The following is a 23397-nucleotide window of genomic DNA, read 5'->3' on the forward strand; positions in this document are numbered from 1 at the left end:
TTCGATTGATTCCTCGAGAAAGGGAAACCATGCAAATACACAAAAAACTACGTGGTATGACAGCCATCGTGCTGTCGGCGGCCACGTTGGTGGCGCTCGCCGCTACCGGTGTCGGCACTGCGAACGCGGATCCGGCCACCGGCAACGTGCCGATTGACAGCACCACCAAAGGCACCATCACTATCAACGATGCGGACAACACTGCGACCGGCACGGGTTCGAGCACCACGCACCACCAGTTCAAGGCAACTCTGGTGGCCTCGTATAAGTACGCCCAGTATTATGACGACACACTTGACGGTCTTTCGCTTGACCCTGTTGCGAATCCGAAGGTGGCAGATGTCGAGGACGCGGTGAACTCTGTCAAGACCTCCGGCGATCCCGCACTCACCACCGAGGAACTGGCCAATCCTATGGACTACGTTGCCAAGAACTGGCTTGGATATGACGCTGCAGGCAACAGCGCCAATGGTGACAAAACCTCTAATAATTCAACCACCCTCGACGCAGACAGCCCTCGTCTGTATTCTGGAAAGCTGAGGGACTTCGTTACCAATTTGGTCGGTAAGCAATCGTTCAAGGACGCGCCAGGTGTGACGGGTACCGCGGCTGAATTCGCCAGCGGCAAGGAGCTTCCGGCAGGTCTGTATGTGATTCAGGATGTGTCGGGTTCGAACTCAACCGGCAAGACGAACACCATTCCGGTGTTGGTCGGTACCACCATCAAGGCGACGATAGGTGGCAACGCGAAAACGTTCTCCACGTTCACCAACAAGAACACGTTGGGCACGGTCAACATCAAGAACAACCAGCCAACGATTGAGAAAACCTGGGTCGGCACCAAGAAGGGCAACAATTGGACTACCGATAAGAGCGCTGCAATCGGTGACACTTTGCGGTTCCGCATCAAGACTGAGGTACCGCAGACCACTGGTTTCAAGCATTACATCTACAAGGTGCAGGATAAGCCTACTGATGGTCTCGATTACGTGGATGGCAGCGCGAAAATCTGGATTGGCTCCGACGCCGTCAACTTCACAAATGGAACCGGCGTAACCACTTCCACCAACGATACGCTCTCTGTCGGTTCTGCTGGCGATAACAAGGACGTGGCCTTCAAACGATATGGTCAGTCAAACAAGGACCTCGAGTTCAGCTTCTGGAAGCTCCTTGACGCCAACGGCAATGTTGGCTCCTATGGGAGCGCTGGAAAGCCTTACATCCAAAACACCCCGATTACCATCGAGTATGAGATGAAGCTTACCGAGAAGGGTGCGCAGCACAACTCCGCTATGGTCATCTATTCCAACAACGACCAAAAGCCGCCGAAGAATGATAACAACTGTGACGTCGATAATCCGCCCACCGACGGAGCGTGCGGCGACCACGGCGGCAACGGCGGTGGCGGCGGCGGTAGCAACGGTGGCGGCGGCCAGGTCGACGTCGTCAACTACTCGATGGATCTTCACAACGTGTTCAAGCGTGACGAGACCAAGGATCTGGCCGGCGCGGAATTCCAAGTCTTTGCCGGGGATTCGGTGGCCAACAGTCCGCTGAAGTTTGAAAACAACAAGCACGTGGCGGCTACGGGAGGCCAGGCTGACAGAAATGCGCTGAGCCTTTACAGCTACAACCAGACCGCTACCAATGCCGATAATGTCACGACCCTGAAGGTCTCTGACGGTAACCCCGGGGCAGGAGAGACGCTGGGCGGCAACGACGAGGCGAAGGGTCATCTGAAGTTCGACGGCCTGCCTGCCGGTGATTATACAGTCAAGCAGACCAAGGCCGCTACGGGTATGGTGGGCGCGACGCTGCCGACCTTTACCTTCAGAATCACTCCTGCCACCACCACCACTCCGCAGGCTCCTGCGAAGTTCGAGATGGTTACGGCGGACTTCTGGGGACTGGCACACGATGTGGGTCCGGTCAGCCCTGCACAGAACAACACCGATGGAAAGGTGACCGTCGACTCGGTAGATTCGATCAGCTCGTTGCCTCTGACCGGTGGCGCGGGACTCATTCTGCTCGTGGTGCTCGCACTGTTGTTTGGCAGCGTGGCTGTCGGAACCACCGTGTTGCGCAAACGCGAGATGATGAATCGCTCCGAGCAGGAAGAGTAATACGGTTCGCAGGTCTGTCAGCTAGAGATCGGTCGCTATCGATTCGGTCTTCGGCTCCCAGATATGATTGGCATGAGGATTCCACCAAGGCCTGCTGATTCAAGTCTTGTGATTAGACAAATCCGGATTCTACCGCCATATAACCGGTGGTCACGGAATCCTCGAATAGCCAATTTGCGAATGATGGTAGGATGACCTGCCCAAGCGTAATTACGGATATTAGACGCTGATGCGTCGGATTATGGGCCGTAGACGCTTGGGCAGGTCATTCTTGCCGTTGAAGATTTGATTGTTACAAGTAGATAGTCGGCCTGGGCGGATAGAGGTATAACGCTGTGAAGATAGATGCGAAGCATAGCGTGCGACGGATGGACGAAGCCGTTGACGCTCACGGTCGACACTGTAAAAGCGACGGTCGTGTTCGAGATGCCGTCGTCGCTTCGGGCAAAGGCGGCTGGTCGGCGGATGACGAGAAGGATGCCGGCCGTTTGCGCGGTGCCGGTTCCGTGCGCGCCTTCGGTAGGGCTGGTACGCATACGGACTTTCTCCATCGTTCGTTTGAAGACCTCATGCATCCACGCAGGAATAGCTCACGCATCGCATATCGGGTAGGCATCCGCGCCGTCCATGATCTCTTCGTTCTGCTCACCGTTGCCGTGTTGCTGTGGGCGCCGATCAATTGGGTCTATAATGCCCGTCAGGCCTCTATCGCTTCCATGCGAATTCAGCAGGAGCAGACAAAATGGCCCCGTGGCCAGGCGGCTAAAGAATACAATGATGCAAAAGCCTATAACCGTCAGATTGCGGCTTCCCCGCAGACCTCCTTGGGCGAGATTCTGGATCCCTTCACCGACGAAGGCAAGCAGGACAACGACTCGGGATCGAGCAAGGACACGCGTTACCAGGCATTGCTGCGTACTGAATCCGGTGGCATGGGTTCGATTCGCATCCCCAAGATTTCTATGAATCTGCCCATTTACCATGGCACCTCGAAGGCGACGCTGGCCAATGGTGTTGGGCATCTTTACGGTACCAGTCTGCCGGTCGGCGGAGGGTCGACGAACGCCGTGCTCACCGGGCACAGCGGTATTCCGGATGCCGTGCTTTTTTCGCGTCTCGAAGAGCTGAGGCACGGTGACGTGTTTTATATACAGACGCTTGGGCGGACCATGGGTTACCGGGTCACGGGCATCCACGTCGTCCTGCCCGAAGACACTCACCTTTACAAGGTCGTGCCCGGCCGTGATCTAGTCACACTGATGACCTGTACTCCGCAGGGCATCAATACGCACCGGTTGATCATCACCGGAGAGCGGGGAAACATCCCCGACGACGTACCGAAACTTGATGATGGGGTGGACGCGAAACTTATCGCGATGATTGTGGCCGCGATTATCGCTTTGCTCGGCTTCGCTCTCGTCTTGCTACATAATTCGCGTACTTTGGTGCCGCCGCCGTGGCATTATGACGGCACACCAGTCGCGCGTCACACTGTCTTCCCACGCAGTTTCGATTCTCGTGGTTTGCCTCCGATGGGTATGATTGGGCGGCATAGCAAGCCCAAAAGGCCTATGCGTGGCGCCTGACGGCCGGATTGGTTCATGTGATGGGGTCGGATTGCCAGAGGGGAAGTCGCCGTTTTGATGCTGCTGACCCATGCCAAGCCGCTTTTCTGATGCAAATTTTCTGTTTTCCAAATTCAAGCCGTTTAAGTTCGATTAGTGTTTCAAATACAGCGGGACTTCTCAGTTACCCTATTTTGGAGCTACTTGCGGGTGAGTGACCGCTTGTTGATGGCGGGAATTGGACGCCCCGGACGGGATTTGTTTCGCGGCGGCAAGGCTGAGATTGGAAGGATTAGAAATCCCAATCGTCGTCGTTGGTTTCCTCGGCTGTGTTGGCGGCGATGGCGCCAGTAGAGGCCGAGACTGCGGCGGCGGTCACGGAATTGGTGCTGGAACTTGCGAACAGGCTGGCGGGTTTAAGCGCGGACGCCAGCGATTCTATGTCGTTGAGCTCGTCGATGACGGCCGGGTTCGGCTGGCTGATGTCGGCGGGGAACAGGGCGGGATATCCCAAGTAGGAGAGGGCCTTGTTGGAGTTGTAGCTCAGGAACTTTTCGATGTCGTCGTCGAGGCCGAGGTCGGCGTACGGCAGGGTATAGCTGTAATCCTCTTCGGCGAAATAGAGGTTGTTGGCCAAGTCGTAGACATACTGGCGCATCTCCTCGCGGGTGCTGTCGTCGAGTAGCTCGAGTTTTCTCTGGTAGACGGAGCCGAGATATGAGCTGGAAGTGATGATATCGCGGTTGATCAGACGGATGATATCGGCGGATTTCGTCATCGTTCCGCGGCTGGAAAGCCACATCGGCAGGTAGAAACCGGACTCCACCAGCAGAGCCTCGGCCAACACTGCCGCCGCGAGTCGCTTGAGCGAGCTGAGGTCGGGGGTACTTCCAGCGCCGGAATTGTCGTTGTTAACACTTGAAGAATCTGAAGCCGAAGAGTTTGGTGTCGCAATCTCGTCCGGTGACGAGATGCCCAGCGAATTGGCGGGAGTGCCCGCGTTTTGGTTTGATTGCTCCGTTGCGCCGGAAACAGTGACGTTTGGAATATTCAAAGCAGTTGCATATACATCATTGAGCAGTTGCAGCTTTTCCTGCATCGATTCGTTCTGCTCGGCCCAAGTAAACGGGGATTGCGTATCGTTGTCGTCGTTGCTTCCGAGCGCCGCGATAAGCGCCGAATAGGCTTTCGTGTGGATGGATTCACCGAGTGCGATGGCAGTCAACACGGCCTGCCCGATACCGGCACGGTCATTGCCTTTGCCGGCGTCGGTGCTCAGAACGCCGGTCGCGCCGCTGGCCTGCAGCGACTCCACTGCGGCAAGGCCCGCGAAAATCTGGCTCAGCGCGACCCGCTGGGCGTCGCTCAACCCGCGAATATCCTCGGCGTCGTCGCCCAGCGAAATCTGTTCCGGCGCCCACAGGTTCGCGGTCATAGCGTTGAAGGCGTCGCGGTCCGTATCGGCGTTGGCGCCGGCGAGATTCCAGTTCATAGCGGTGAAGGGCATAGATGTTCCTTACGTAGATTAATAAAAGGGGCTCTGCCTTCTAGATTACCGAGGCCCGCTCTCGTATTCGCTGAGCGAAAGATGTGAGAGATGGTGTCCGTAGAATAGCGCAGAAATTCTCTCTCGAAAACCTCTTGGAATTCGTCAAGTACTCCTGAAACTTTTCCGATAATGTATTAAAGTCTCTTTGGGAATTGTTCTGGAAATTCCTCAAAATCCTTCTACGGACTTGTGGAACTGTTCTGGAATCCTGCGAAATGCTTCAGAACCGATACCAGCGCTGGGCGTTGGCGACGAAGAGCGCGTCCTGCTCGGGCTCGGAAAGCGTTTCGACGCAGCGCGCGAAGCCGTGCACGATGTCGCCGTAGGTGCCGTGCAGCTTGTCGACGGGGAAATTCGAGCCGAACATGACGCGATCGGTGCCGAACGCGTCGAGAATCGTATAGACGATGGGCTTGATGCTTTCCAGGGTCCAGCGGTGGTCGAGCGAGGCCAGCGCCGAGATCTTGATGGCGCAATTATCGCGCTGTGCCAGATTTCGCAACCCCTTGCTCCAAAGCTGCCATCCGGCGAGATCTCGGTCGGCCCACATTCCCGCGTGGTCGATGATGAACAGTGTCTCTGGATTGGCGTCGATGACCTCGCAGGCGCGCGCGAATTGGGTGGGGTAAAGCTGCATGTCGAAACTCATGCCGTATTTTTTGAGCAGCGCGAGTCCCTTGAGCCATTGCGGGTCGTCCATGTAGGATTTGTCGACGTAGTTATAGAGCGGGTGCGGATGCATGTTGAGGTTCTGCCGCACGCCCCGCACGTCGGCGAACGCAGCCTCGCGTTCCAGCAGGCTTTCGATACCGGGATCGCTCAGGTCGCCTCCACCGACGATCATGATCGGCCACGCGGCGCGTTCGCCCATGGTCTCCACCGCTTCGATCTCGGCGATGGGGTCGTCGGCGTTCGCTTGGATGTGGACGGCGCCTTTCAGTTCGATTGGCGTGCCGTTCGTTTCCTGTTCCAGCTGCTCGTTGGTGAAGTCGCCCATGGCGAACAGCGGATCCCAAGGCCCCTCGAATGTCGGGGGTTTCGAAGGATTGAACCACGAATAGAGTGAGGTTTTCATCAGATGCACGTGCGTGTCAATGAATGGCCGTGGCTTGGCGGACTGCGCTCGCGTTTCCGGGATGATAGTCGTCAGGCGGTCCGTTACGGTTTCACTGAAAATCGCGGACTTGCCTGCTGGCTCCGGATTTTTTGAGTTGTCATTTTCGTATGAAGTTCTCATTCGATGTCACCCTTGACTTGAAAATTATTATTTAATAATAAGGACCATCATATTTCTGTTTGCCGGATATAACCGATATGTCGACTATTTTAAGCAAATCGTATCTATCGTTTCTCTGGCAACCAGGCGGGTGGCAGCCTACGATGATTGAATTTTACCGGATTCAGCGCAGGCCGCCAGCCAGATAATTCAGAGCACGGAACGGGTGTCGTTCTCGTAGGAGTTGCGACCCTGCCCGGTCGCTGCGGTGGTGCCGCCGTCGACGGGCACGACCAGGCCGGTCAGGTATGCTGCGTCGTCGGAGGCGAGGAACAGCGCGACCCCCGCGCAATCCTCGGGCCGTCCGGTGCGCCCAAGCGCCACGCGCTGCGTGTAGGGGGCGACGCGATCGGGGTCGCTCCACACCTCTTTGTTGATGTCGGTTTCGATGAAGCCGGGTGCGAAGGCGTTGACGCGCACGCCCTTGGCTCCGTAGTCGAGGGCCACGCAGCGCACGAAGCCGTTCATGGCGTGTTTGGTGGAGTTGTAGGCCGTCTGCCCCCAGTCGCCGTAAAGGCCGGAAACGGAGGTGTCGACCACGATGTTGCCGTGCGAAGCGATGAGGTGGGGCAGGGCCTCCTTGGTCAGATAGAAGAGGCCGTCGAGGTTGACGGAGAAGAGCTTGTGCCAGACTTCGTCGGAGACGTGCTCGACCTCACCGCCCTCGAAGATGCCAGCGTTGGAGACGACCACGTCGAGATGGCCGAATTCGTCGACGACGGATTGCACGAGTTCCTTGACCTGCGCGTGATCGGAAACGTCGGTGATGTGGATATGGCCCTTGTCGTAGCCTTTCACGGTATCTTCGAGCGGTTCTTTGCGCAGACCCACGGCCACCACGGTGGCACCGTTGTCGAGGAACCCTTGCGTGACGGCCTTGCCGATGCCGGTGCCGCCGCCGGTGACGATGACGACCTTGCCATTGAAATCGTAAGAATTGCTGGTCATGAACACTCCTTCGTTGCTTGACGATTCCGGGCTTTCGCAGGCGACGGCTGCCGAAGCGTGGTCGAGGTGTGCGAAACCCTGTATATCCCCTATTTCACCATATTTGGAACATTGTTTCATATATAGGGACAAATATATGTGCGCGATAATCTGGATATCGGCACTGTTTTTTCTTTAACGGAGAGGAATCGCTATGACATTGGCACCATCATTGAAGATGCCCACGATTACCGCGATCCGCGCCTATTCCATGGGCGGGGCCGCAGCCAAGGTCCACGGACAGGGCGGCGGGGATTATCACGACCAAGGGCCCGGCCACTGGATCGATGACCACATCGCCACGCCGATGAGCAAGTACCCCGAATACGAGCAGTCCCGCCAGAGCTTTGGCCTCAATGTATTGGGCACGCTGGTGGTCGAGGTCGAGGCCAGCGACGGCACCACGGGCTTCGCGATTTCCACGGCCGGGGCCATCGGCTGCTTCATCGTCGAGCACCATCTTTCGCGCTTCGTCGAAGGCAAGCGCGTCGATCAGATCAAGCTGATCCACGACCAGATGCTCAACGCCACGCTCTTCTATTCCGGCGGTGGCGGCGTGGTGATCAACACCGTCTCCTGCGTCGACCTGGCGCTGTGGGATCTCTACGGCAAGGTCCTGAAGATGCCGGTCTACAAGCTGCTCGGCGGCGCGGTACGCGACGAGATCCACTTCTATGCCACGGGCGCACGGCCCGATCTGGCCCAGAAAATGGGCTTCATCGGCGGCAAGATGCCGACCCACTGGAGCTCCGCGTTCGGCGACGAGGGTATTGAAAAAGACATTGCGACGCTCGCCGATATGCGCGAGAAGGTCGGCGACAATTTCTGGCTGATGTATGACTGCTGGATGAGCATGGACGTCAATTACGCCACCAAGTTCGCCCACGCGGCCGCGCCTTACAAGCTCAAGTGGATGGAGGAATGCTTCCCCGCCAGCCAGATCGATTCCTACCGCGAGTTGAAGCGCGTGATGCCGGCGGGCATGCTGATGACCACCGGCGAGCACACCGGCACGCTCGAGGGCTTCAAGGAGCTTTCCGACGCGGGCGTCGACATCCTGCAGCCCGACGTCGGCTGGTGCGGCGGCGTCACGTCGCTGTGCGAGATCGCGGCGGTCGCCAAGGCCCACGGCCAGCTGGTCGTGCCTCACGGTTCGTCCGTCTATTCGCACCACGCCGTGATCACCTTCACCAACACCCCGTTCAGCGAGATGCTGATGACCGCGCCGAAGGCCGACCATATCCGTCCGCAATTCGACCCGATCTTGATCGGCGAGCCGGTCCCTCACGATGGCATCATCACCGCCGAGGAATTGGACAAGCCCGGTTTCGGCGTCGAACTCAACCGCGACTGCCCGCTTGAGCGTCCGTATCAGCACTGAGAAAGAGCATCATGGCTACACAGCAATTGAAACATAATCCGTTCAAGGCGGCGATTCACCAGCCCGGCCCCAAGCAGCTCAAGGGACTGTGGGTCGCGATGGGATCCGCGACGTCGGCGGAGATCGCCGCGGGCATCGGTTACGACTGGATGCTCATCGACGGCGAGCACGGCCCGAACGACCTGACCACGATCGAGGCGCAGCTTCGCGCCTGCCAGGGTTACGATACCCCGGCGATTGTGCGTCCGGCGGCGGCCGACCCGGTGCGCATCAAGCAGGTGCTCGACATCGGCGCCCAGTCGCTGTTGATCCCGATGGTCAACAACCGCGAGCAGGCCGAGCTGATGGTTAAGGCCGTCAACTACGCGCCCAAGGGCATCCGTGGTGTCGGCGGTTCCATCGCACGTTCCGGGCGTTGGGGCATGATTCCGAACTACATGCGTGACGCGGCCAGCGAAATCTGCCTGATCGTACAGGTCGAATCGCGTGAGGCGCTCGGCAATATCGAAGAGATCGCCAGTGTCGACGGCATCGACGGCGTCTTCATCGGACCCGCCGACCTTTCGGCCTCGCTCGGCCATCCCGACGACGCCGCCGCCATCAGCGACGAGGTCCATCACGCCTTTGACGTCATCAAGGCACATGGCAAGGCCGTTGGTTCGCTCGCCTTCGATGCTCCCACCGCCAAGCAGTATTTCGCATGGGGTGCCGATTTCATTGCGGTCGCCGGCGATACCGACGTCTATGTGCACGGCCTTGACGCCGCGCTTGCGCAATATAAGTGACTGCGCATGTGGCATTGGGCAGGAGGCGGCAATGGCATTGGCACATAACTGCACGTAACTGAAGGATAGGCGGCTATTGTTGAATGATATGAATGAAGGAACCACGAACGTGCGTGGTGCCCAGACTCTTATCAACGGCATAGCGGTGCTCAAAGCCGTTGCCGCAGGGGCACGCACGCTGCGGGCGCTGACCGAGGCCACCGGTTTGAGCCGCAGTACCACGCATCGCTTGATTCAGGCGCTGCGTGGCGAACGTATGCTGCGCGACAACGTCGACGGCAGCCTGGCGCTCGGCCCCGCCCTGATCGAGCTCGGCTTTCAGGCGAGGGAAGACACGTCGATCAGCGCCGTCGCCCGTCCGTATTTGCTTGACCTTTCCGATGCCACCCGCGACACCATCCATCTCGCCGTCGAGGACGATGGCGAGACGCTGTATCTTGACAAGATCAACGGCACGCGTTCCGTCGAGATTCGTTCGTGGCCTGGCTGCCGGATGCCGCTGACTTACACGGGCATCGGTAAGGCGCTTCTGCTTGACAAGAGAGACCGTTGGGAGAAGCAGTATATCGCTGATCGCAAGCGCATGGAACGTCAGCCGGAGCACAATTATTCCGGGGCGAAAGCCTTCGCCAATGCAATGGCACGCTACGCCAAACGCGGGGTGGCCTACGATCTCGAGGAAAACGAGCCGGGCGTGCGCTGCGTGGCCGCGCCGGTGCGCGACGAATCCGGCAAGATCGTATGTGCGATTTCCGTCTCGAGTTTCAAGACCTTCATGCCTTTCGAGCGCATGCGCGAGGTCGGCCCGCTGGTGGCCGATGCCGCCGCTTCGATTTCCGCCGAGCTCGGTTGGGCGGGTGGATCTTCCGGTAAAGGCGCATAGCCGTTTGCGTTTATTTTTGTCTTTTGCGGAGCCGTGAAGCGGAATTGTCTGCGATTCTTTCCGAAAGCGAGTTAGGCCAAAAAGCTAGCAAGGTATTCAAGCATCATAATAAAGAACGCCGCCTCCCGAGGTTTTCGGGGGCGGCGTTCTTCGGTGTACTTCTGTCTCTGAGAAATTACTTCACTTTCTTGATGAACATGATGACCGCAGCGCCAACGAGCACTGAAACGATGGCGATGGGGAAGAGAATTGCATAGCTATTGGTCGCCACCACAATGGCGCCGACGATAACCGGTGCGATGACCTGGCCCAAGGTGTTAGCGAGGTTCAGAATACCGAGGTCTTTGCCTGCTTCATCCTTGCTCGGCAGCACGTCGACGTTGAGGGCCTGATCGACGGCCATGTAGATGCCATAACCCAGGTTTCCGACGAACGCATAAATCAGCATACCCATCGCTGTCGGCATCAGCCACGGAACTAAAAGGCCGATGGCAATGATGACGGAACCGAGCACAACGATGATCTTACGGCGCTGTAGCTTGTCGGAAATCGGTCCGGAGAGCAACGACATGATAATCTGGACCACCATGGCGATGGCCGCCATTTGCGAGATGACACCGGCGGAACTGGTCTTGCCCAACCCGCAATACTTCTGCAGGATGTAAAGCTGATAGCCCGCGATCATCTGCCAGCCGAGGATCAGCATGAGCCTGCCGACAAGCGCCAGATAGAAGTCGCGGCAGTTCTTGGTCGGCGGGATGAAAGCCTTGAGGATGTCTGTCGCCTTGAGCTTTTCGGCGTTCTCATTCTTCGAGGACATTTCGCGCGGGAAGAGCAGTACGGCGACGATACCGGTGATGCCGAACAAAACGACGCCGAGGATGAAGCCGGGGGTCATGTTGGAAATGAATTTCGCTCCGATGAAAGTGCCGAGTGAAGAACCTACGATTTGAGCTCCGCCGTAGAACGCGGAGAAGGTTCCTCGCACATTCTCCGGGATGCGGTCAGAAAGCACGGCCACGCAGGGGGCGATCATGCAGTTGACGCCGATCTGGACGATGGACCAGCCGGCCACGATGCCGAAGAGGTTGACGCTATAGGCGGTTATCGCGTAACCGATGCCTGCTATGACGCCGCCGAAGATGATCCAAGGGGTACGTTTTCCGAATTTCGAGCGTGTCACATCGCTGAATGCGCCGAAGACGATGTTCGACACAAGGGCGAATACGCAGCCCACCGAGTTCATCGTTCCCAAAATGACTTCCGGCACACCAATATGAAGGTCGCTGAAACGTTGCGGCAGCAAAACCGCCGAGCCGGCGGTGCCTGCCGTCATCCATAGCAGCGAGAACAGCGTAAAGCCGACGCAGAAACGAATCTTTGTTTTTGTGTCCATCGGCTTGTGGGTATCGGGAGCAAGATTCCTTGTGTCCACGGCAACGGAGGCTGTTCCGCTGTCTGGAGATATCTGGCCTTCATCCGTATCAGGACGAGGCTCGTCATTGAGTTCCATATTTCTTCCTTTTCTTTGTTGTACCGCTGTAAGGCCCGGATACGTTGCTCTCTCAGGACCTTAACAATATTGAAGTTGGTTGGGCTTTGCCTGTGTGCCTGCGCTAGGATTGCGTCAAGTACACAGGCAAAACCTGTAAAGTGTGTAGGCGTTTGAATGTTGTGGTTCGCATGGAAACAGTTCGAACGGAAGGAGTTCAAACGCCTGCACAGGATTTGTTTACCGATTGACGGTAAGTTGGTAATGGCCGGCTTTCAGCTCGCAAGGCTCGTGGTTCGCCAGTTCCACAGTGCCCGTGGCTCCGACGGGAACCGTGACGTCCATTTCAAGCCTGTTGCCGTCGGTGCTTTCCTTGCCTTCCGCGTCGACCAGTTTCCACGAGACCGCAGCGCGGCCGAACGGCGTGATGTGCGACGTGGAGGCGTGGGTGATATCGCCGCCCATGTGCGGGGCGATACGGAAGTGCTTCCAACCGGGATCTATGGCTTCGAGACCACCGATATGCGAATGCATCCACGCAGCCACCGAGCCCAGCGCGTAATGGTTGAACGAGGTCATGCCTCCTGGATTGAGCGCACCGTCGGGTTCCATGGAGTCCCAGCGCTCCCAGGTGGTGGTGGCTCCCATCTTCACTTGATAAAGCCAGCTTGGACATTCGTCGGATTCCAACAGGATGAAAGCCTCCTTGTCGTGACCGGTCATGCTCAATGCGGGGAGGACGAACGGGGTGCCGGCGAAACCGGTGCTCACTTTGCCTCCCGAATCGCGCACGAGCTCGGCCAGCCTGTTGCCGGCTTTGACCCGACGCACGTCATCGTCGTCCAGCAGCCCGAAGGCGATGGAGAGCGCGTAGGCGCATTGCGTGTCGCTGGTCATGGTGCCGTCCATGTTGCTGAACCGATCGATGTATCCGCGGCGCACGCGCTTGTAGAGTTCACCGAAGTGTTTGGCATCGTCGTCTTTGCCGAGGATTTGCGCCATTCTGGTGACTTCGCTGCAGCTGCGGGCGAAGTATGCCGTGGCCACCAGCTCCTTCTGCGTCATGGCAAGGGCGGGATTTTCGGGCGGAGCGGTCGGATCAAGCCAATCACCAAGCTGGCCCAAGGCGAATTCGGGCTTGCGGTCCCATACGCCGTCTGGGGAAAGATAACCCGCGACCTCATCCACCCAGTCGTGGCTCAGGTCGTAGTTTTCGCGCAGAATCTCGATGTCGCCGCTGTCCATATAAAGCGTCCATGGCACTGCTACCGCTGCGTCGCCCCATTCCGAGATGGCTGATGGGTGTGCCCAGCCTCCCAGCGGGACGAACGGGACGTAGTAGGGTATGGTGCCCCATTTCAGCTGCTCGGTTCTCATGTCTTGGAGCCAGTTGTTCAGGAACGCCTCGACGTCATACAAATATACTGCAGTGGGTGAGAACAGGCAGATGTCGCCGGTCCAGCCCAGCCGTTCGTCGCGTTGCGGGCAATCGGTAGGGATGCTCATGAAGTTCGAGCGCATCGACCAGACGATGTTGTGGTGCAGCTTGTTGAGCATCTCGTTGGAGGTCTCCAGCTCGCCGGTCCGCTTGAGTTCGGAATGGTAGACCCTGCAGTCCATATCGTCCGCCGTCAGCTCGCCGGGCCAGCCGTCGATCTGTACGTAGCGGAAACCATGCATCACAAAGCGAGGCTCCCACCAGGCGTCCTGGCCGTTGGAGGTGTAGGAATCCAGCTGCTGGCCGCGGCGCAGGGTGCGGGTTGCGATGGAGCCGTCGGGTTCCAGCACCTCGACATGGTGCAGCGTGACGGTGTCGCCGGACGCGAGGTCGTGCAGATGCAGACGGATGCGGGCGGAGCAGTTCTGGCCGAAGTCGACTAGCCAACTGCGCTCGCCGATCTTCTTAATGGAGATCGGCTCGTGCTTTTCCTGCGGACGAATCGAAAGGATTTCGGGATTCTCGATCTTCGCCGGGTCGCAGAACGATTCGGCAACTGGCTTCCATGCGCTGTCGTCGAAACCGTAGGTCGACCATCCGGGCTGTTCGAGGCGGGCGTCGTAGCATTCGCCTTCGTACATGTCGGAGCTGACGATGGGGCCGGACGTGACCTTCCACTGCCTGTCCCACGAATTGGAGCAGATCTTTTCGGTGGTACCGTCGGCGTATTCGACTTCAAGCTGCGCCAGGACTCCGATGCGGTCCCCGTAATAATTGGCATAGCCGCCGTCGAAGCCGATGCGACCGCGGTACCAGCCGTCACCCAGCCAGAAGCCCATGGCGTTCCCGCCGGCGTTGAGCTCGTCGGTCACGTCGTAGGTCCAGCAGGGGATGCGCTTTTCGTACTGCGTCCAACCGGGGGTCAGGGCGTCCTCGCTGACTTTATGACCGTTGATTTCGGCCTCAACCAGTCCCAATGCCGACAGATAGAGACGGGCGCTCGCGGGCTTTTCGCGCAGGGTGACATCGGCGCGTACCAAGGGCAGATGGCGATGGTCGGTTTCGGCCTCGGGCCACGAAGGCCCCACGTAATCGGCCACATGGTCGGCTTCTTGCAGCAGGCCGGTTTCGAAGTGCAGTTCCTCGGACGGTTTGCCGAGTGGAGCATGCTGCGAGGTGACGACCTGAACGCTGGCGACCACGCGTTCGCGTGATGTGAGCTGGTTGAATTGCCACGGCACCATCACGCTTTGCTGCGCCGGTAGATAGGTGTTTTCGTCAGTAGGTTTGCCGCCAGGAACGCGGCGACGAATCTTCAAGAGGATTTGCGCGCCTTCTGGGGGCTCGAAGTCATAAACCCAGCTCATTCGCGGTGCGGGAACGCCGATGCCCATGACGTCACCCGGGAAATGCTCAATGGTGAGTCCGTGGACGTTGTATTCTTCGGTCGCGGCCTCGGGATCGAGTGTCAGAGGCTTGTCGCCTTTGGGTGTTATTGCGTTGTCATTGTCCATTGATAATCCTTCCTTGGCTTCAACGGTTTCATCTTTTCGTGTCTTCATCGGCGTGCGGCAATAATCGTCGTCCGCGGGATGGAGGCGGGTTCTCGTTCATTTTCTGCGGTGTCAATAAACGGGAAAAGGCTGAATGCCTATATCCTAAGACCAGATTTTGAAAATTTCAAACAGTCGTCCCTATATTTGAACTTTTCAATTTTGCCGTATCGGACAGGGCAAAAATAGTAATAGAATAAAGGTACTGTCCGCCCAATGACCGAGGTTCCGGTGATTTCGTGAAAAAAGCAAGCATCTCTGATATCGCGCGTCTTGCCGACGTTTCCATCGGTACGGTTTCCAACTATCTCAATTATCCTGACCGCGTTTCCGATGTGCTTAAAGCTCGTATCAGCAAAGTCATCGCTGAACTAGGCTATCAGCCTCGAAAGCCTCCGAGAATCGCGGCTTTGACGGATCGCGCACAAACTGCGAAAAAAAATGAATCCGTCTATGGCGATGGTTCGTCCCTTGTGGGCTACGTATTGACCGATGTCGAGCATTCCTTGTTTACCCATATTTTCGAAGGTATTCAGGAAGTGGCGGAAGACCACGATATGCAGGTGATCGGTGCCAATGCTTTTTCGGACAAGGATAGGCAGAGCGAATTGGTCGAGCGATTCATCGAATTGAAGGTCGCCGGTATTTTGCTCAGTACTGTCACCAATCCGATTGATGATATCGCGCGTTGCCAGCGGATACATTTACCCGTCGTGCTGCTCGATCATAGTGCGCCCGCCGACCCTTACGCTGTTTGCGCGGTGATGGAAAACAACGTGACCGTGGGCAGGCTTGCGGCCGAGGAGCTGATCAAAACAGGGTGCAGGAGCATTATGTTCGCCGCGCATTCTTTCGATTATGAAGCCATCCAGCTTCGTCAGCTTGGCGTGGAGGGGGCTATCGGGGCGGGGGTCGGCGTGAAGTTCAGCGTTTACGACACCGGAGGGTTGATGGTCGAAGACGGGTATCAGTTTGGATTGCATCTGGCCGAGATGCCCGAAAAGGACCGTCCGGATGGAATTGTCGTGGGAAGTGACGCGCTCGCCGTGGGGTTGGTGACGAGTCTCTGTCAAAGTGGTTCGATTTGCGTGCCTGACGATATCGGCATCGTCGGTTGCGAGGGGTTGAAGCTGCCTGTGATATCGCCCATGCCTCTGACGGTTGTCAACGCGCCAGCCAATGAGATGGGCGGCGAGGCCATGACGCATCTCATTGATGAGATCGAGAATCCGGAGACCCACATCCATACCACCACATTGGTCGACCCGAAACTTGTGCGACGGGCGACCACGAAGCCGAATCCTGACGCGAATAAATAACAAGGAATTACGGAAATTCCGACATCGTTGTGCGGCTTCGGTCCCGAAGGATTTATCGGATATGCGAAACCCGCCAAGACCGTTATGATCTGGACGGGTTTCTATGCTTCTCGTCTCTGATTGAGCTTCACGCCAACATATGGTTATCAACGAAAATCATGAGCTGGCGTGGCTCTGGAATCAGAGCATGCAGCTGACGCAGCCTTCGACCTCGGTGCCCTCAAGCGCCTGCTGACGGATGCGGATGTAGTAGAGGGTCTTGATGCCCTTGCGCCAGGCGTAGATCTGCGCCTTGTTGAGCTCGCGGGTGGTCACGCCGGCGGGGAAGAAGAGGGTCAGCGACAGACCCTGGTCGACGTGCTGGGTGGCCTCGGCGTAGGTGTCCACGATCTTCTTCCAACCGATTTCGTAGGCGTCCTCGAAGTACTCGAGGTTGTCGTTGGTCATGTATGGCGCCGGATAGTAGACGCGGCCGACCTTGCCTTCCTTGCGAATCTCGATCTTCGAGGCGATCGGGTGGATCGAGGAGGTGGAGTGGTTGATATAGGAGATCGAACCGGTCGGCGGCACGGCCTGCAGGTACTCGTTGTAGATGCCGTCCTTCAGGATTTCGTCGCGCAGCGTCTCCCAGTCGGCCACGGTCGGGATGCGGATGCCGAAGCGCTCGAAGAGGTCCTTCACGGTTTGGGTCTTCGGCTCGAGCGAACGACGGCCGTCGGTGTACTTGTCGAAGTAGTTGCCCTGCCCTGCGGCCTTGGCGTAATCGGAGGTATCGAAGGTCGCGAAGGCGTGGCCACGCTCGACGGCCAGCTTGTGCGAGGCCTTGTAGGCGTGGTATGCCACGGTCATGAAGTACATGTCGGTGAAGTCCAGCGCCTCTTCGGAGCCATAATGCATGCGCTCGCGGGCGAGGAAACCGTGCAGGTTCATCTGGCCGAGCCCGATGGAGTGGCCCTCTTCGTTGCCGCGCTTGATGGACGGCACGGAGTCGATGTGGGTCTGCTCGGAAACGGAGGTGAGTGCGCGGATTGCGGTCTCGACCGGGTCGGCCAAGCCGCCGTCCATCGCTTTGGCGATGTTGAGGGAGCCCAAGTTGCAGGAGATGTCCTTGCCGACGTGCTTGTAGCTCAGGTCGTCATTGTAGGTGGAGGCTTCCTGCACCTGCAGGATTTCGGAGCAGAGGTTGGACATCGTGACGCGGCCGTCGATTGGGTTGGCCTTGTTGACGGTGTCCTCAAAGAGGATGTAGGGGTAGCCGGACTCGAACTGCACCTCGCCCAAGGTCATGAAGAACTCACGGGCATCGATGTAGGTCTTGTGGATGCGGTCGTCGTGCAGCATCTCGTCGTACTTCTCGGTAACGCTGATATCGGCGAATGGCTTGCCGTAGACGCGCTCGACGTCGTAGGGGGAGAAGAGGGCCATCTTCTCCTTGCGCTTGGCGAGCTCGAAGGTGATGTCGGGGATCACAACGCCCAGGGAGAGCGACTTGATTCGGGTCTTCTCGTCGGCGTTCTCGCGCTTGGTGTCGAGGAAGCGCAGGATGTCGGGGTGGTGCGCGTTGAGGTAGACCGCGCCGGCGCCCTGGCGCGCGCCCAGCTGGTTGGCGTAGGAGAACGAGTCCTCCAAGAGCTTCATGACCGGCACGACGCCACTGGACTGGTGCTCGATGTGCTTGATCGGAGCGCCCTGTTCACGCAGGTTGGTGAGCAGCAGAGCCACGCCGCCGCCGCGCTTGGAAAGCTGCAGGGCGGAGTTGATGCCGCGAGAGATGGACTCCATGTTGTCCTCGATGCGCACGAGGAAGCAGGAGACGGGCTCGCCGCGCTGGGCCTTGCCCAAATTCAGGAAAGTAGGTGTGGCGGGCTGGAAGCGGCCGGAGAGGATTTCGTCGACGTACTTGACGGCGGCCTTCTCGTCGCCGGCGGCCAGCTCGAGCGCCACGGCGGCGCAACGCTGCGGGAAGTCCTCGAGGTACTGCTTGCCGTCGAAGGTCTTCAGCGCGTAGGAACGGTAGAACTTGAAGGCGCCGAGGAAGGTCTCGAACTCGAAGCCGAAGTCCTCGACGTGCTGGTAGAAGGAGTCGAGGAACTTCGGAGTGTACTGGTCGAAGACCTTGCCGTCGTAATACAGGTTATCGATCAAGTACTTTAGACGCTCGGCGGTGGAGCTGAACTTTTTGGTGTTCTGCGCGACGTGAGAGTTGACGTAGGCGCGCTCGGCCTCCTTGTCCTTGTCGAACTGGATCTTGCCGTCCTCGTCGTAGAGGTTGAGCATGGCATTGAGCGAATGGTAGTCGTGCTCCGGGTCGAAACCGGTGTCTTCGACGGTGTTGTCCATGCTCAGCGCGGAATCGTTGAGTCCCATAGTGTTCCTATCTTTTTGGATCGCCGTCGTGAGTCCGGCGGCAATATAGCGATATCAAATTTAATTTTTATGGCCGCCTTCCTGCGTAGGGCAGGGTGGCGGCGCAAAACTTATATAACTTTTTTGGCGGCAGTTTATTGCTGTTGGTCCTGCATGTTCTGTATGTTCTGTTCGTTCTGCGTGGCTTGCGTGTTCTTCGCGTTCAGGAAGAAGTCCCTCACACCCTCGCGCACCTGGCGTTGGTCGTCCGGGGTGCCGAGCAGCTCGAAATTATACATGAACGGGACATGGCACTTCTTGGAAATAATGTCGCCTGCCGCACAAAACGCGGTCGCAAAGTTCCTGTTACCAGAGGAAATAACCCCGCGGATGAAGCTGCGGTTCTTGTGTCCGTTCAAGAATTTGCGGATCTGGGGGAGCAACGCTTTCGCGACGTTGCCGCCACCGTAGGTCGGCACAATCAGGATGTACGGCTCGCGCACCTGCAGCGGAGCCTCTTTGGGGCGCAGCGGGATGCGGTAAACGTTGATGCCCTCGTCGGGGAAGCCGCAGCTTTCGATGAAGCGCGCGGTGTTGTTCGAAACCGACGAGAAATAGACCACGGCGCCGATGTGATCGCCTTTGGCCCTGGCCTCCGGAACGCTTGGTGTAATGCACTCGTCGTCGTACGGCTCGGTTGCCGCGTTCGCGGTTCCTGTGGCGGATTCTGCGTGTGTGGTGGCGTTATCGATACTCGCGTCCGCCATCGTCGCCTTCTCTCTAAGTTCTGTTTGGTTGGTCTGGTTGGTCCGGTTCATCGTCGAACTAGGCGAGAACGGTCTGCTGGGTCTTGGCGTCGGCGGAAGTCGCAACGGCGCTGGATGCAAGCTGCTTGATGAGGTCCGGGCGATAGCCGCTCCAGGAGGCATCCGGCGTGATGACGACAGGCGCCTGACGGAAGCTGGCCTGAGTGAGCTGCTCGAGGGTGGAGGGGTTTTCAGTCAGATCCACGGTCTCGAACGCGATGTTCGCTCGCGTAAGTTGGCGCTTGGTCGCTTCGCACTGTGGGCAGCGTGGTTTGGTGAAAACGGTAACGGTCATCGTAGCCTCCGAATTGATGTCTTTAAGCTTTCAAGTGACCAGACTACATGGATGTAGTTCCAAACTGAACCCCAACTTTTAGTAGCGTGTCGATTTATCAACCACTAGATATAGTGCTTACGGCTCCTAAAGGCAGATGGCGCAAGGGGTGTCGCAAAGGGACGCAACATTGCGTATTACATACGATGTGGGCTATTTCACAATACAGGTCGGCAAAAGAAAATAGACAAGTGGATTGATGTGGAAAAATCTGGATAATTCAGTGGATAAGTAAGTTTTGGCTGCTGGCTTTCGGAAACGGGCGGCAAACTGTTTTGCTTGCGGTTTTTGCTATTCGGGTTGCTGCGAAGAGCGGGCTGTAAGCAGATAACGCGGCGACCGATTTTTGATGGCATGACTATTGCATGGCATTGTGGACAGTTCCGTTATTACAGAGGTAGTTTTGTGGGGCGATAATATACTGGTTGCTCCGAGTCTCAGTCGTCCTCGCGCAGCTCTTTGACAATGGCGCGGATGGCGCGTTCGATGTCACTGATTTCGGCTTTTCGGAGTTCTTCCGTCTGCTCTTTGCCGCTCAAAAGTTTCATCCCGCTGGAAACGAGGCCTTCGGAGATGGCGATGCCGACCTGTGGGCTGGTTGAGTTGAGCTGCCCCCAGGCGGCGACGATTGGGGCATTGACACGTTGGTGCAGGCTTGGTTGGGCGGGTTCGAGCGGCTGGTCGCTCGGCATCCGGGCATTGTCTTCGCCGCGAACGCTCGCCGGTATGTCTATCGGGCACTTCGAAACGTTGCTGGGTTCGGCGATTGGGCACCTTGAAATATTGCCTGATTTGGCTTCAGGGTTCTTTCCTGATAGTGCGTCGCCTGATACTTCTTGTGATTCCGATTCGGTGTTTTGTTCTTGTGGAATGTCAGAGTTGTGGTTATTGTCCTGGTCGTCATCGTTGTCGCCAGCCTTGTCGTCGGGTTTCGGCCAAAGCCGCTTGTCGTCGCGATAGGTCTGGGCGTCGCTCAGCGGTATCTGCGTCATCCAATCGTGACCCTGCAGGATGGACTGTTCGAGATTGATCTTGACCCACTGCACGATGATTTCCGCCGGATCGGTGATGCCGCCCAAGCCCTTTTCCAGCGCTTCGACCCACTGCGGCATGTGCCGGGCCATCAGCTGGCGACGCAGATCCTTCATGTCACGCACGTAACGGTAGATGGAATTTCGTGCGATGCCGGCACCTTTGCTGACGTTGGCTGGGGTGAGTGCCTCGCCGCCCTGCTCGCGCATGATTTTTTCCGCCGAATCGAGCAGCGCGTTCATGGTGTGACGTCGATGTTCCTCAAGATTGGCCTCATTGATGCGTGGCATATCGTCCCTCTCGTGTTTCGCGGCGCGGCTGGGTAATCGTATATTCCATATTATCTGCACTGCTTGTCCATATTCCAATCCTGCCCATTGTGCAGACTTCCGAGTGCGCCACAAATGTTTCCCGACCATACTATAGGCATTCCATTCGCGTTGTCATCGGTTGTGGTAGATTTTATCGGTATTTAGTCTCTCTTTGCTTTGCCGGTTGCGGAATTTTGGATTTTGCCGCTATCCGATTTGCGCGTCGCGAGGTTAAAGCGTATAGTCGCTGAAGGTTTGCGACACCTAGTCGCAAAAATATGCATTTGTTGACGATATGCCTTATGGGATTTGAGGTATATCGCCGTCATTACGAAAGATTGATTATGACTGAACAGCAAAATGGCCAAGTCGCCCCAGGTCACAAAGTTGCAGATTCCGCGGTCAAGCCGCCGTGGAACGCGTTGTGGGTGCTGGCGTTGGCGCTGGCGATGATCGTGCTCGACAGCTCCATCGTCAACGTCTCGATTCCGGTGATGATTCGTGAGATCGGCCTGAACCTGACCGACGCGCAATGGGTCACTTCGCTCTACAACATCATTTTGGCCGCGCTGCTCCTGCCGTTCGGCAAGCTCGGCGACCTCAAAGGCCGCAAAATGACCCTGCAGGTCGGCGTCGTCATCTTCGTCTCCGGCTCGATTCTTGCCGCCTCCTCAAATGGCGCCACGCTCTTGCTCAGCGCCCGAGCGGTGCAGGCCATCGGTGGGGCGCTGGTGATGCCTTCGACGCTTTCCATCGTCTCGGCTTCCTTCCGGGGCAAGAACCGCGCCATCGCGTTTGGCGTCTGGGGTTCGGTGATGAGCGCAGCCGCCGCCGTCGGCCCGTTCCTCGGAGGTCTCTTTACCCAGACCATCGGCTGGCGCTGGATCTTCCTGGTCAATCTGCCGATCGGCATCATTGTGTTCGTTTCCGCCATATTCTTCGTGCCGAAAACCGGCGGCAAGGCCGGAGCCTCCGCAATGGGTGCCGCCGCCCAAAAACTGGCTGCCGTCGATGCCGCCAAGTCCGCGGGCAAACCCGACGGTTTCGACCCGCTGGGCATCGTGCTTTCCGCGCTGGGTTCCGCCTTCCTGCTCTTCGGTCTGATTGAAGGCCAGACTTACGGCTGGGTCAAGCCCAAGGGCGACTTCGGCATCTTCGGCTTCAAGTGGGGCGCGAATTGGCCGGTTTCGGTCATCCCGATCTGCATCGTACTCGGCATCGTTTTCTTCGCGCTGTTCATCTACACCGAAAACAGCCGCGCCCGCCGTGCGCAGCCGGTGATGCTCGACCTCTCGCTCTTCCGCATCCCGACCTTCGCCATGGGCAACATCGCCGCCGGCGCCATCCAGGCCGGAGAATTCGTCATCATGTTCGTCCTGCCGCTTTACCTTATTAATGTGCGCGGCCTCAACATGATTCCCACTGGCGCGCTGCTGGCGACCATGGGTCTCGGCGCCATCGTCTCCGGCGGCCTCGCACGTCCGGTCACCGCGAAAATCGGTGCCCCGCACACCGTGCAGTTCGGACTGATCGTGGAGATCCTGAGCGTTCTCGTCCTCATGGCGATGATGCGTCCGGGGCTTTCCGTGGTCTGGATGCTCGTGCCGTTCGTCATGTACGGCGTCGGTCTCGGTTTCGCCGCCGCCCAGCTCACCAGCCTGGTGCTTTCCGAAGTGCCTGTCGCCCAATCGGGAGAAGGCTCCGCGACGCAATCGACTATCCGTCAGCTTGGCACTGGAGTCGGTGCGGCGCTCGCGGGCCTGGTGCTTTCCGTCATGGTCACGAATATCGCGCCCACGTCGCTTCAAGGTGTACGCGGCCTGCCGTCGCAGCTGGTTTCCGGCCTCACCACTTCGCTTGACGCTTCGGCTGGTTCCGCCATCGTCGGCATCCGTGCTCAGGGTGCTCACGGCAAGCTTGGTCCGCTCGGCCCGCAAGTGGTCGACGCGATGACCTCGGCCTTCACCCGTGCCAGCCAATGGACGTTGGTCGCCGCCATCGTCCTGCTCGCTATCGGCCTCATCGCCTCGATCTGGGTCGCCCGTGCCGCCCAGCGCGACAAAGTCGAGTAATTAGAGATTTCATCATTTTGAAATTGTGCTCTGCCAAAATTTTCGGCAGGGCTTTTTCATGTGAGCCGAGTTTCGGGGCCCATCCATGTGATCAATCTAGACTCGATGACGACGTCGTGCTCAGCGCAGATGTGTCGGATTGAGG

16 protein-coding genes are annotated in these 23397 nt (G+C 57.9%); 7 read left to right on the forward strand and 9 right to left on the reverse strand.

From position 1 onward, the window contains the following. Nucleotides 1-29: 29 nt before the first annotated feature. Both OZX70_RS00570 and OZX70_RS00575 read left to right on the forward strand, forming a co-directional pair. Nucleotides 30-2123, forward strand: coding sequence for a SpaA isopeptide-forming pilin-related protein (locus OZX70_RS00570; RefSeq protein ID WP_277181096.1), 2094 nt, complete (start codon nt 30-32; stop codon nt 2121-2123). Nucleotides 2124-2458: 335 nt separating this feature from the next. Continuing rightward, entirely contained in the window at nt 2459-3709 is a 1251-nt protein-coding gene (locus OZX70_RS00575) for a class C sortase (protein WP_277181098.1), read from the forward strand. Between the two features lie 271 nt (nt 3710-3980). On the opposite strand, the gene OZX70_RS00580 is transcribed toward OZX70_RS00575, so the two are convergent. The 3 genes from OZX70_RS00580 to OZX70_RS00590 all read right to left on the reverse strand — a co-directional run bounded on the left by OZX70_RS00580 (nt 3981) and on the right by OZX70_RS00590 (nt 7461). Beyond that, nucleotides 3981-5195 (reverse strand): ribonucleotide-diphosphate reductase subunit beta, encoded by a 1215-nt coding sequence (locus OZX70_RS00580; RefSeq protein ID WP_277181100.1) that lies wholly within the window; start codon nt 5193-5195, stop codon nt 3981-3983. Between the two features lie 262 nt (nt 5196-5457). After that, nucleotides 5458-6474 (reverse strand): amidohydrolase family protein, encoded by a 1017-nt coding sequence (locus OZX70_RS00585; protein WP_277181102.1) that lies wholly within the window; start codon nt 6472-6474, stop codon nt 5458-5460. A 189-nt stretch (nt 6475-6663) separates the two neighbouring features. Further along, a complete protein-coding gene (locus OZX70_RS00590) occupies nt 6664-7461 on the reverse strand; it encodes an SDR family oxidoreductase (RefSeq protein WP_277181104.1) in 798 nt (265 codons plus the stop codon). 193 nt (nt 7462-7654) lie between these two features. On the opposite strand from OZX70_RS00590, the gene rhmD reads away from it, so the two are divergent. From rhmD to OZX70_RS00605, 3 genes are all read left to right on the forward strand, one after another. Then, nucleotides 7655-8881: an L-rhamnonate dehydratase gene (gene rhmD / locus OZX70_RS00595; protein WP_277181106.1), complete on the forward strand. Its 1227-nt coding sequence runs from the start codon at nt 7655-7657 to the stop codon at nt 8879-8881. An 11-nt stretch (nt 8882-8892) separates the two neighbouring features. Further along, nucleotides 8893-9666 (forward strand): aldolase/citrate lyase family protein, encoded by a 774-nt coding sequence (locus tag OZX70_RS00600; RefSeq protein WP_277181108.1) that lies wholly within the window; start codon nt 8893-8895, stop codon nt 9664-9666. A gap of 88 nt (nt 9667-9754) precedes the next feature. Continuing rightward, nucleotides 9755-10549, forward strand: a complete 795-nt coding sequence (locus tag OZX70_RS00605; protein ID WP_277182052.1) for an IclR family transcriptional regulator — start codon at nt 9755-9757, stop codon at nt 10547-10549. 175 nt (nt 10550-10724) lie between these two features. On the opposite strand, the gene OZX70_RS00610 is transcribed toward OZX70_RS00605, so the two are convergent. Both OZX70_RS00610 and OZX70_RS00615 read right to left on the reverse strand, forming a co-directional pair. Continuing rightward, a complete protein-coding gene (locus OZX70_RS00610; RefSeq protein WP_277181110.1) occupies nt 10725-12062 on the reverse strand; it encodes an MFS transporter in 1338 nt (445 codons plus the stop codon). 219 nt (nt 12063-12281) lie between these two features. Further along, nucleotides 12282-14993, reverse strand: a complete 2712-nt coding sequence (locus OZX70_RS00615; RefSeq protein ID WP_277181112.1) for an alpha-L-rhamnosidase — start codon at nt 14991-14993, stop codon at nt 12282-12284. Nucleotides 14994-15271: 278 nt separating this feature from the next. On the opposite strand from OZX70_RS00615, the gene OZX70_RS00620 reads away from it, so the two are divergent. Further along, on the forward strand, nt 15272-16351 hold the full coding sequence (locus OZX70_RS00620) for a LacI family DNA-binding transcriptional regulator (RefSeq protein WP_277181114.1): 1080 nt from the start codon (nt 15272-15274) through the stop codon (nt 16349-16351). A 180-nt stretch (nt 16352-16531) separates the two neighbouring features. Here OZX70_RS00620 and nrdE read toward each other — a convergent pair whose 3' ends face one another. The 4 genes from nrdE to OZX70_RS00640 form a co-directional block, all read right to left on the reverse strand. Further along, nucleotides 16532-18691: a class 1b ribonucleoside-diphosphate reductase subunit alpha gene (nrdE, locus tag OZX70_RS00625; RefSeq protein WP_277182053.1), complete on the reverse strand. Its 2160-nt coding sequence runs from the start codon at nt 18689-18691 to the stop codon at nt 16532-16534. A gap of 161 nt (nt 18692-18852) precedes the next feature. After that, entirely contained in the window at nt 18853-19464 is a 612-nt protein-coding gene (nrdI, locus tag OZX70_RS00630; protein ID WP_277181116.1) for a class Ib ribonucleoside-diphosphate reductase assembly flavoprotein NrdI, read from the reverse strand. Between the two features lie 58 nt (nt 19465-19522). After that, nucleotides 19523-19798 carry a glutaredoxin-like protein NrdH gene (gene nrdH, locus OZX70_RS00635; protein WP_277181120.1) on the reverse strand — a complete coding sequence of 92 codons (276 nt, stop codon included), beginning with the start codon at nt 19796-19798 and terminating at the stop codon, nt 19523-19525. Between the two features lie 476 nt (nt 19799-20274). Further along, a complete protein-coding gene (locus OZX70_RS00640; RefSeq protein WP_277181122.1) occupies nt 20275-21159 on the reverse strand; it encodes a TetR/AcrR family transcriptional regulator in 885 nt (294 codons plus the stop codon). A gap of 365 nt (nt 21160-21524) precedes the next feature. On the opposite strand from OZX70_RS00640, the gene OZX70_RS00645 reads away from it, so the two are divergent. Next, nucleotides 21525-23252: an MFS transporter gene (locus OZX70_RS00645; protein WP_277181125.1), complete on the forward strand. Its 1728-nt coding sequence runs from the start codon at nt 21525-21527 to the stop codon at nt 23250-23252. Nucleotides 23253-23397 lie beyond the last annotated feature (145 nt).

The organism is Bifidobacterium sp. ESL0732, from assembly GCF_029395535.1.
GTDB lineage: Bacteria > Actinomycetota > Actinomycetes > Actinomycetales > Bifidobacteriaceae > Bifidobacterium.

Bases quoted from the DNA above. Each gene is read 5' to 3' on its own strand.
- OZX70_RS00570 (WP_277181096.1), top strand. From the start codon at position 30: ATGCAAATACACAAAAAACTACGTGGTATGACAGCCATCGTGCTGTCG.
- OZX70_RS00580 (WP_277181100.1), bottom strand. From the start codon at position 5,195: ATGCCCTTCACCGCTATGAACTGGAATCTCGCCGGCGCCAACGCCGAT.
- OZX70_RS00585 (WP_277181102.1), bottom strand. From the start codon at position 6,474: ATGAGAACTTCATACGAAAATGACAACTCAAAAAATCCGGAGCCAGCA.
- OZX70_RS00590 (WP_277181104.1), bottom strand. From the start codon at position 7,461: ATGACCAGCAATTCTTACGATTTCAATGGCAAGGTCGTCATCGTCACC.
- rhmD (WP_277181106.1), top strand. From the start codon at position 7,655: ATGACATTGGCACCATCATTGAAGATGCCCACGATTACCGCGATCCGC.
- OZX70_RS00600 (WP_277181108.1), top strand. From the start codon at position 8,893: ATGGCTACACAGCAATTGAAACATAATCCGTTCAAGGCGGCGATTCAC.
- OZX70_RS00605 (WP_277182052.1), top strand. From the start codon at position 9,755: ATGAATGAAGGAACCACGAACGTGCGTGGTGCCCAGACTCTTATCAAC.
- OZX70_RS00610 (WP_277181110.1), bottom strand. From the start codon at position 12,062: ATGGAACTCAATGACGAGCCTCGTCCTGATACGGATGAAGGCCAGATA.
- OZX70_RS00615 (WP_277181112.1), bottom strand. From the start codon at position 14,993: ATGGACAATGACAACGCAATAACACCCAAAGGCGACAAGCCTCTGACA.
- nrdE (WP_277182053.1), bottom strand. From the start codon at position 18,691: ATGGACAACACCGTCGAAGACACCGGTTTCGACCCGGAGCACGACTAC.
- nrdI (WP_277181116.1), bottom strand. From the start codon at position 19,464: ATGGCGGACGCGAGTATCGATAACGCCACCACACACGCAGAATCCGCC.
- nrdH (WP_277181120.1), bottom strand. From the start codon at position 19,798: ATGACCGTTACCGTTTTCACCAAACCACGCTGCCCACAGTGCGAAGCG.
- OZX70_RS00640 (WP_277181122.1), bottom strand. From the start codon at position 21,159: ATGCCACGCATCAATGAGGCCAATCTTGAGGAACATCGACGTCACACC.
- OZX70_RS00645 (WP_277181125.1), top strand. From the start codon at position 21,525: ATGACTGAACAGCAAAATGGCCAAGTCGCCCCAGGTCACAAAGTTGCA.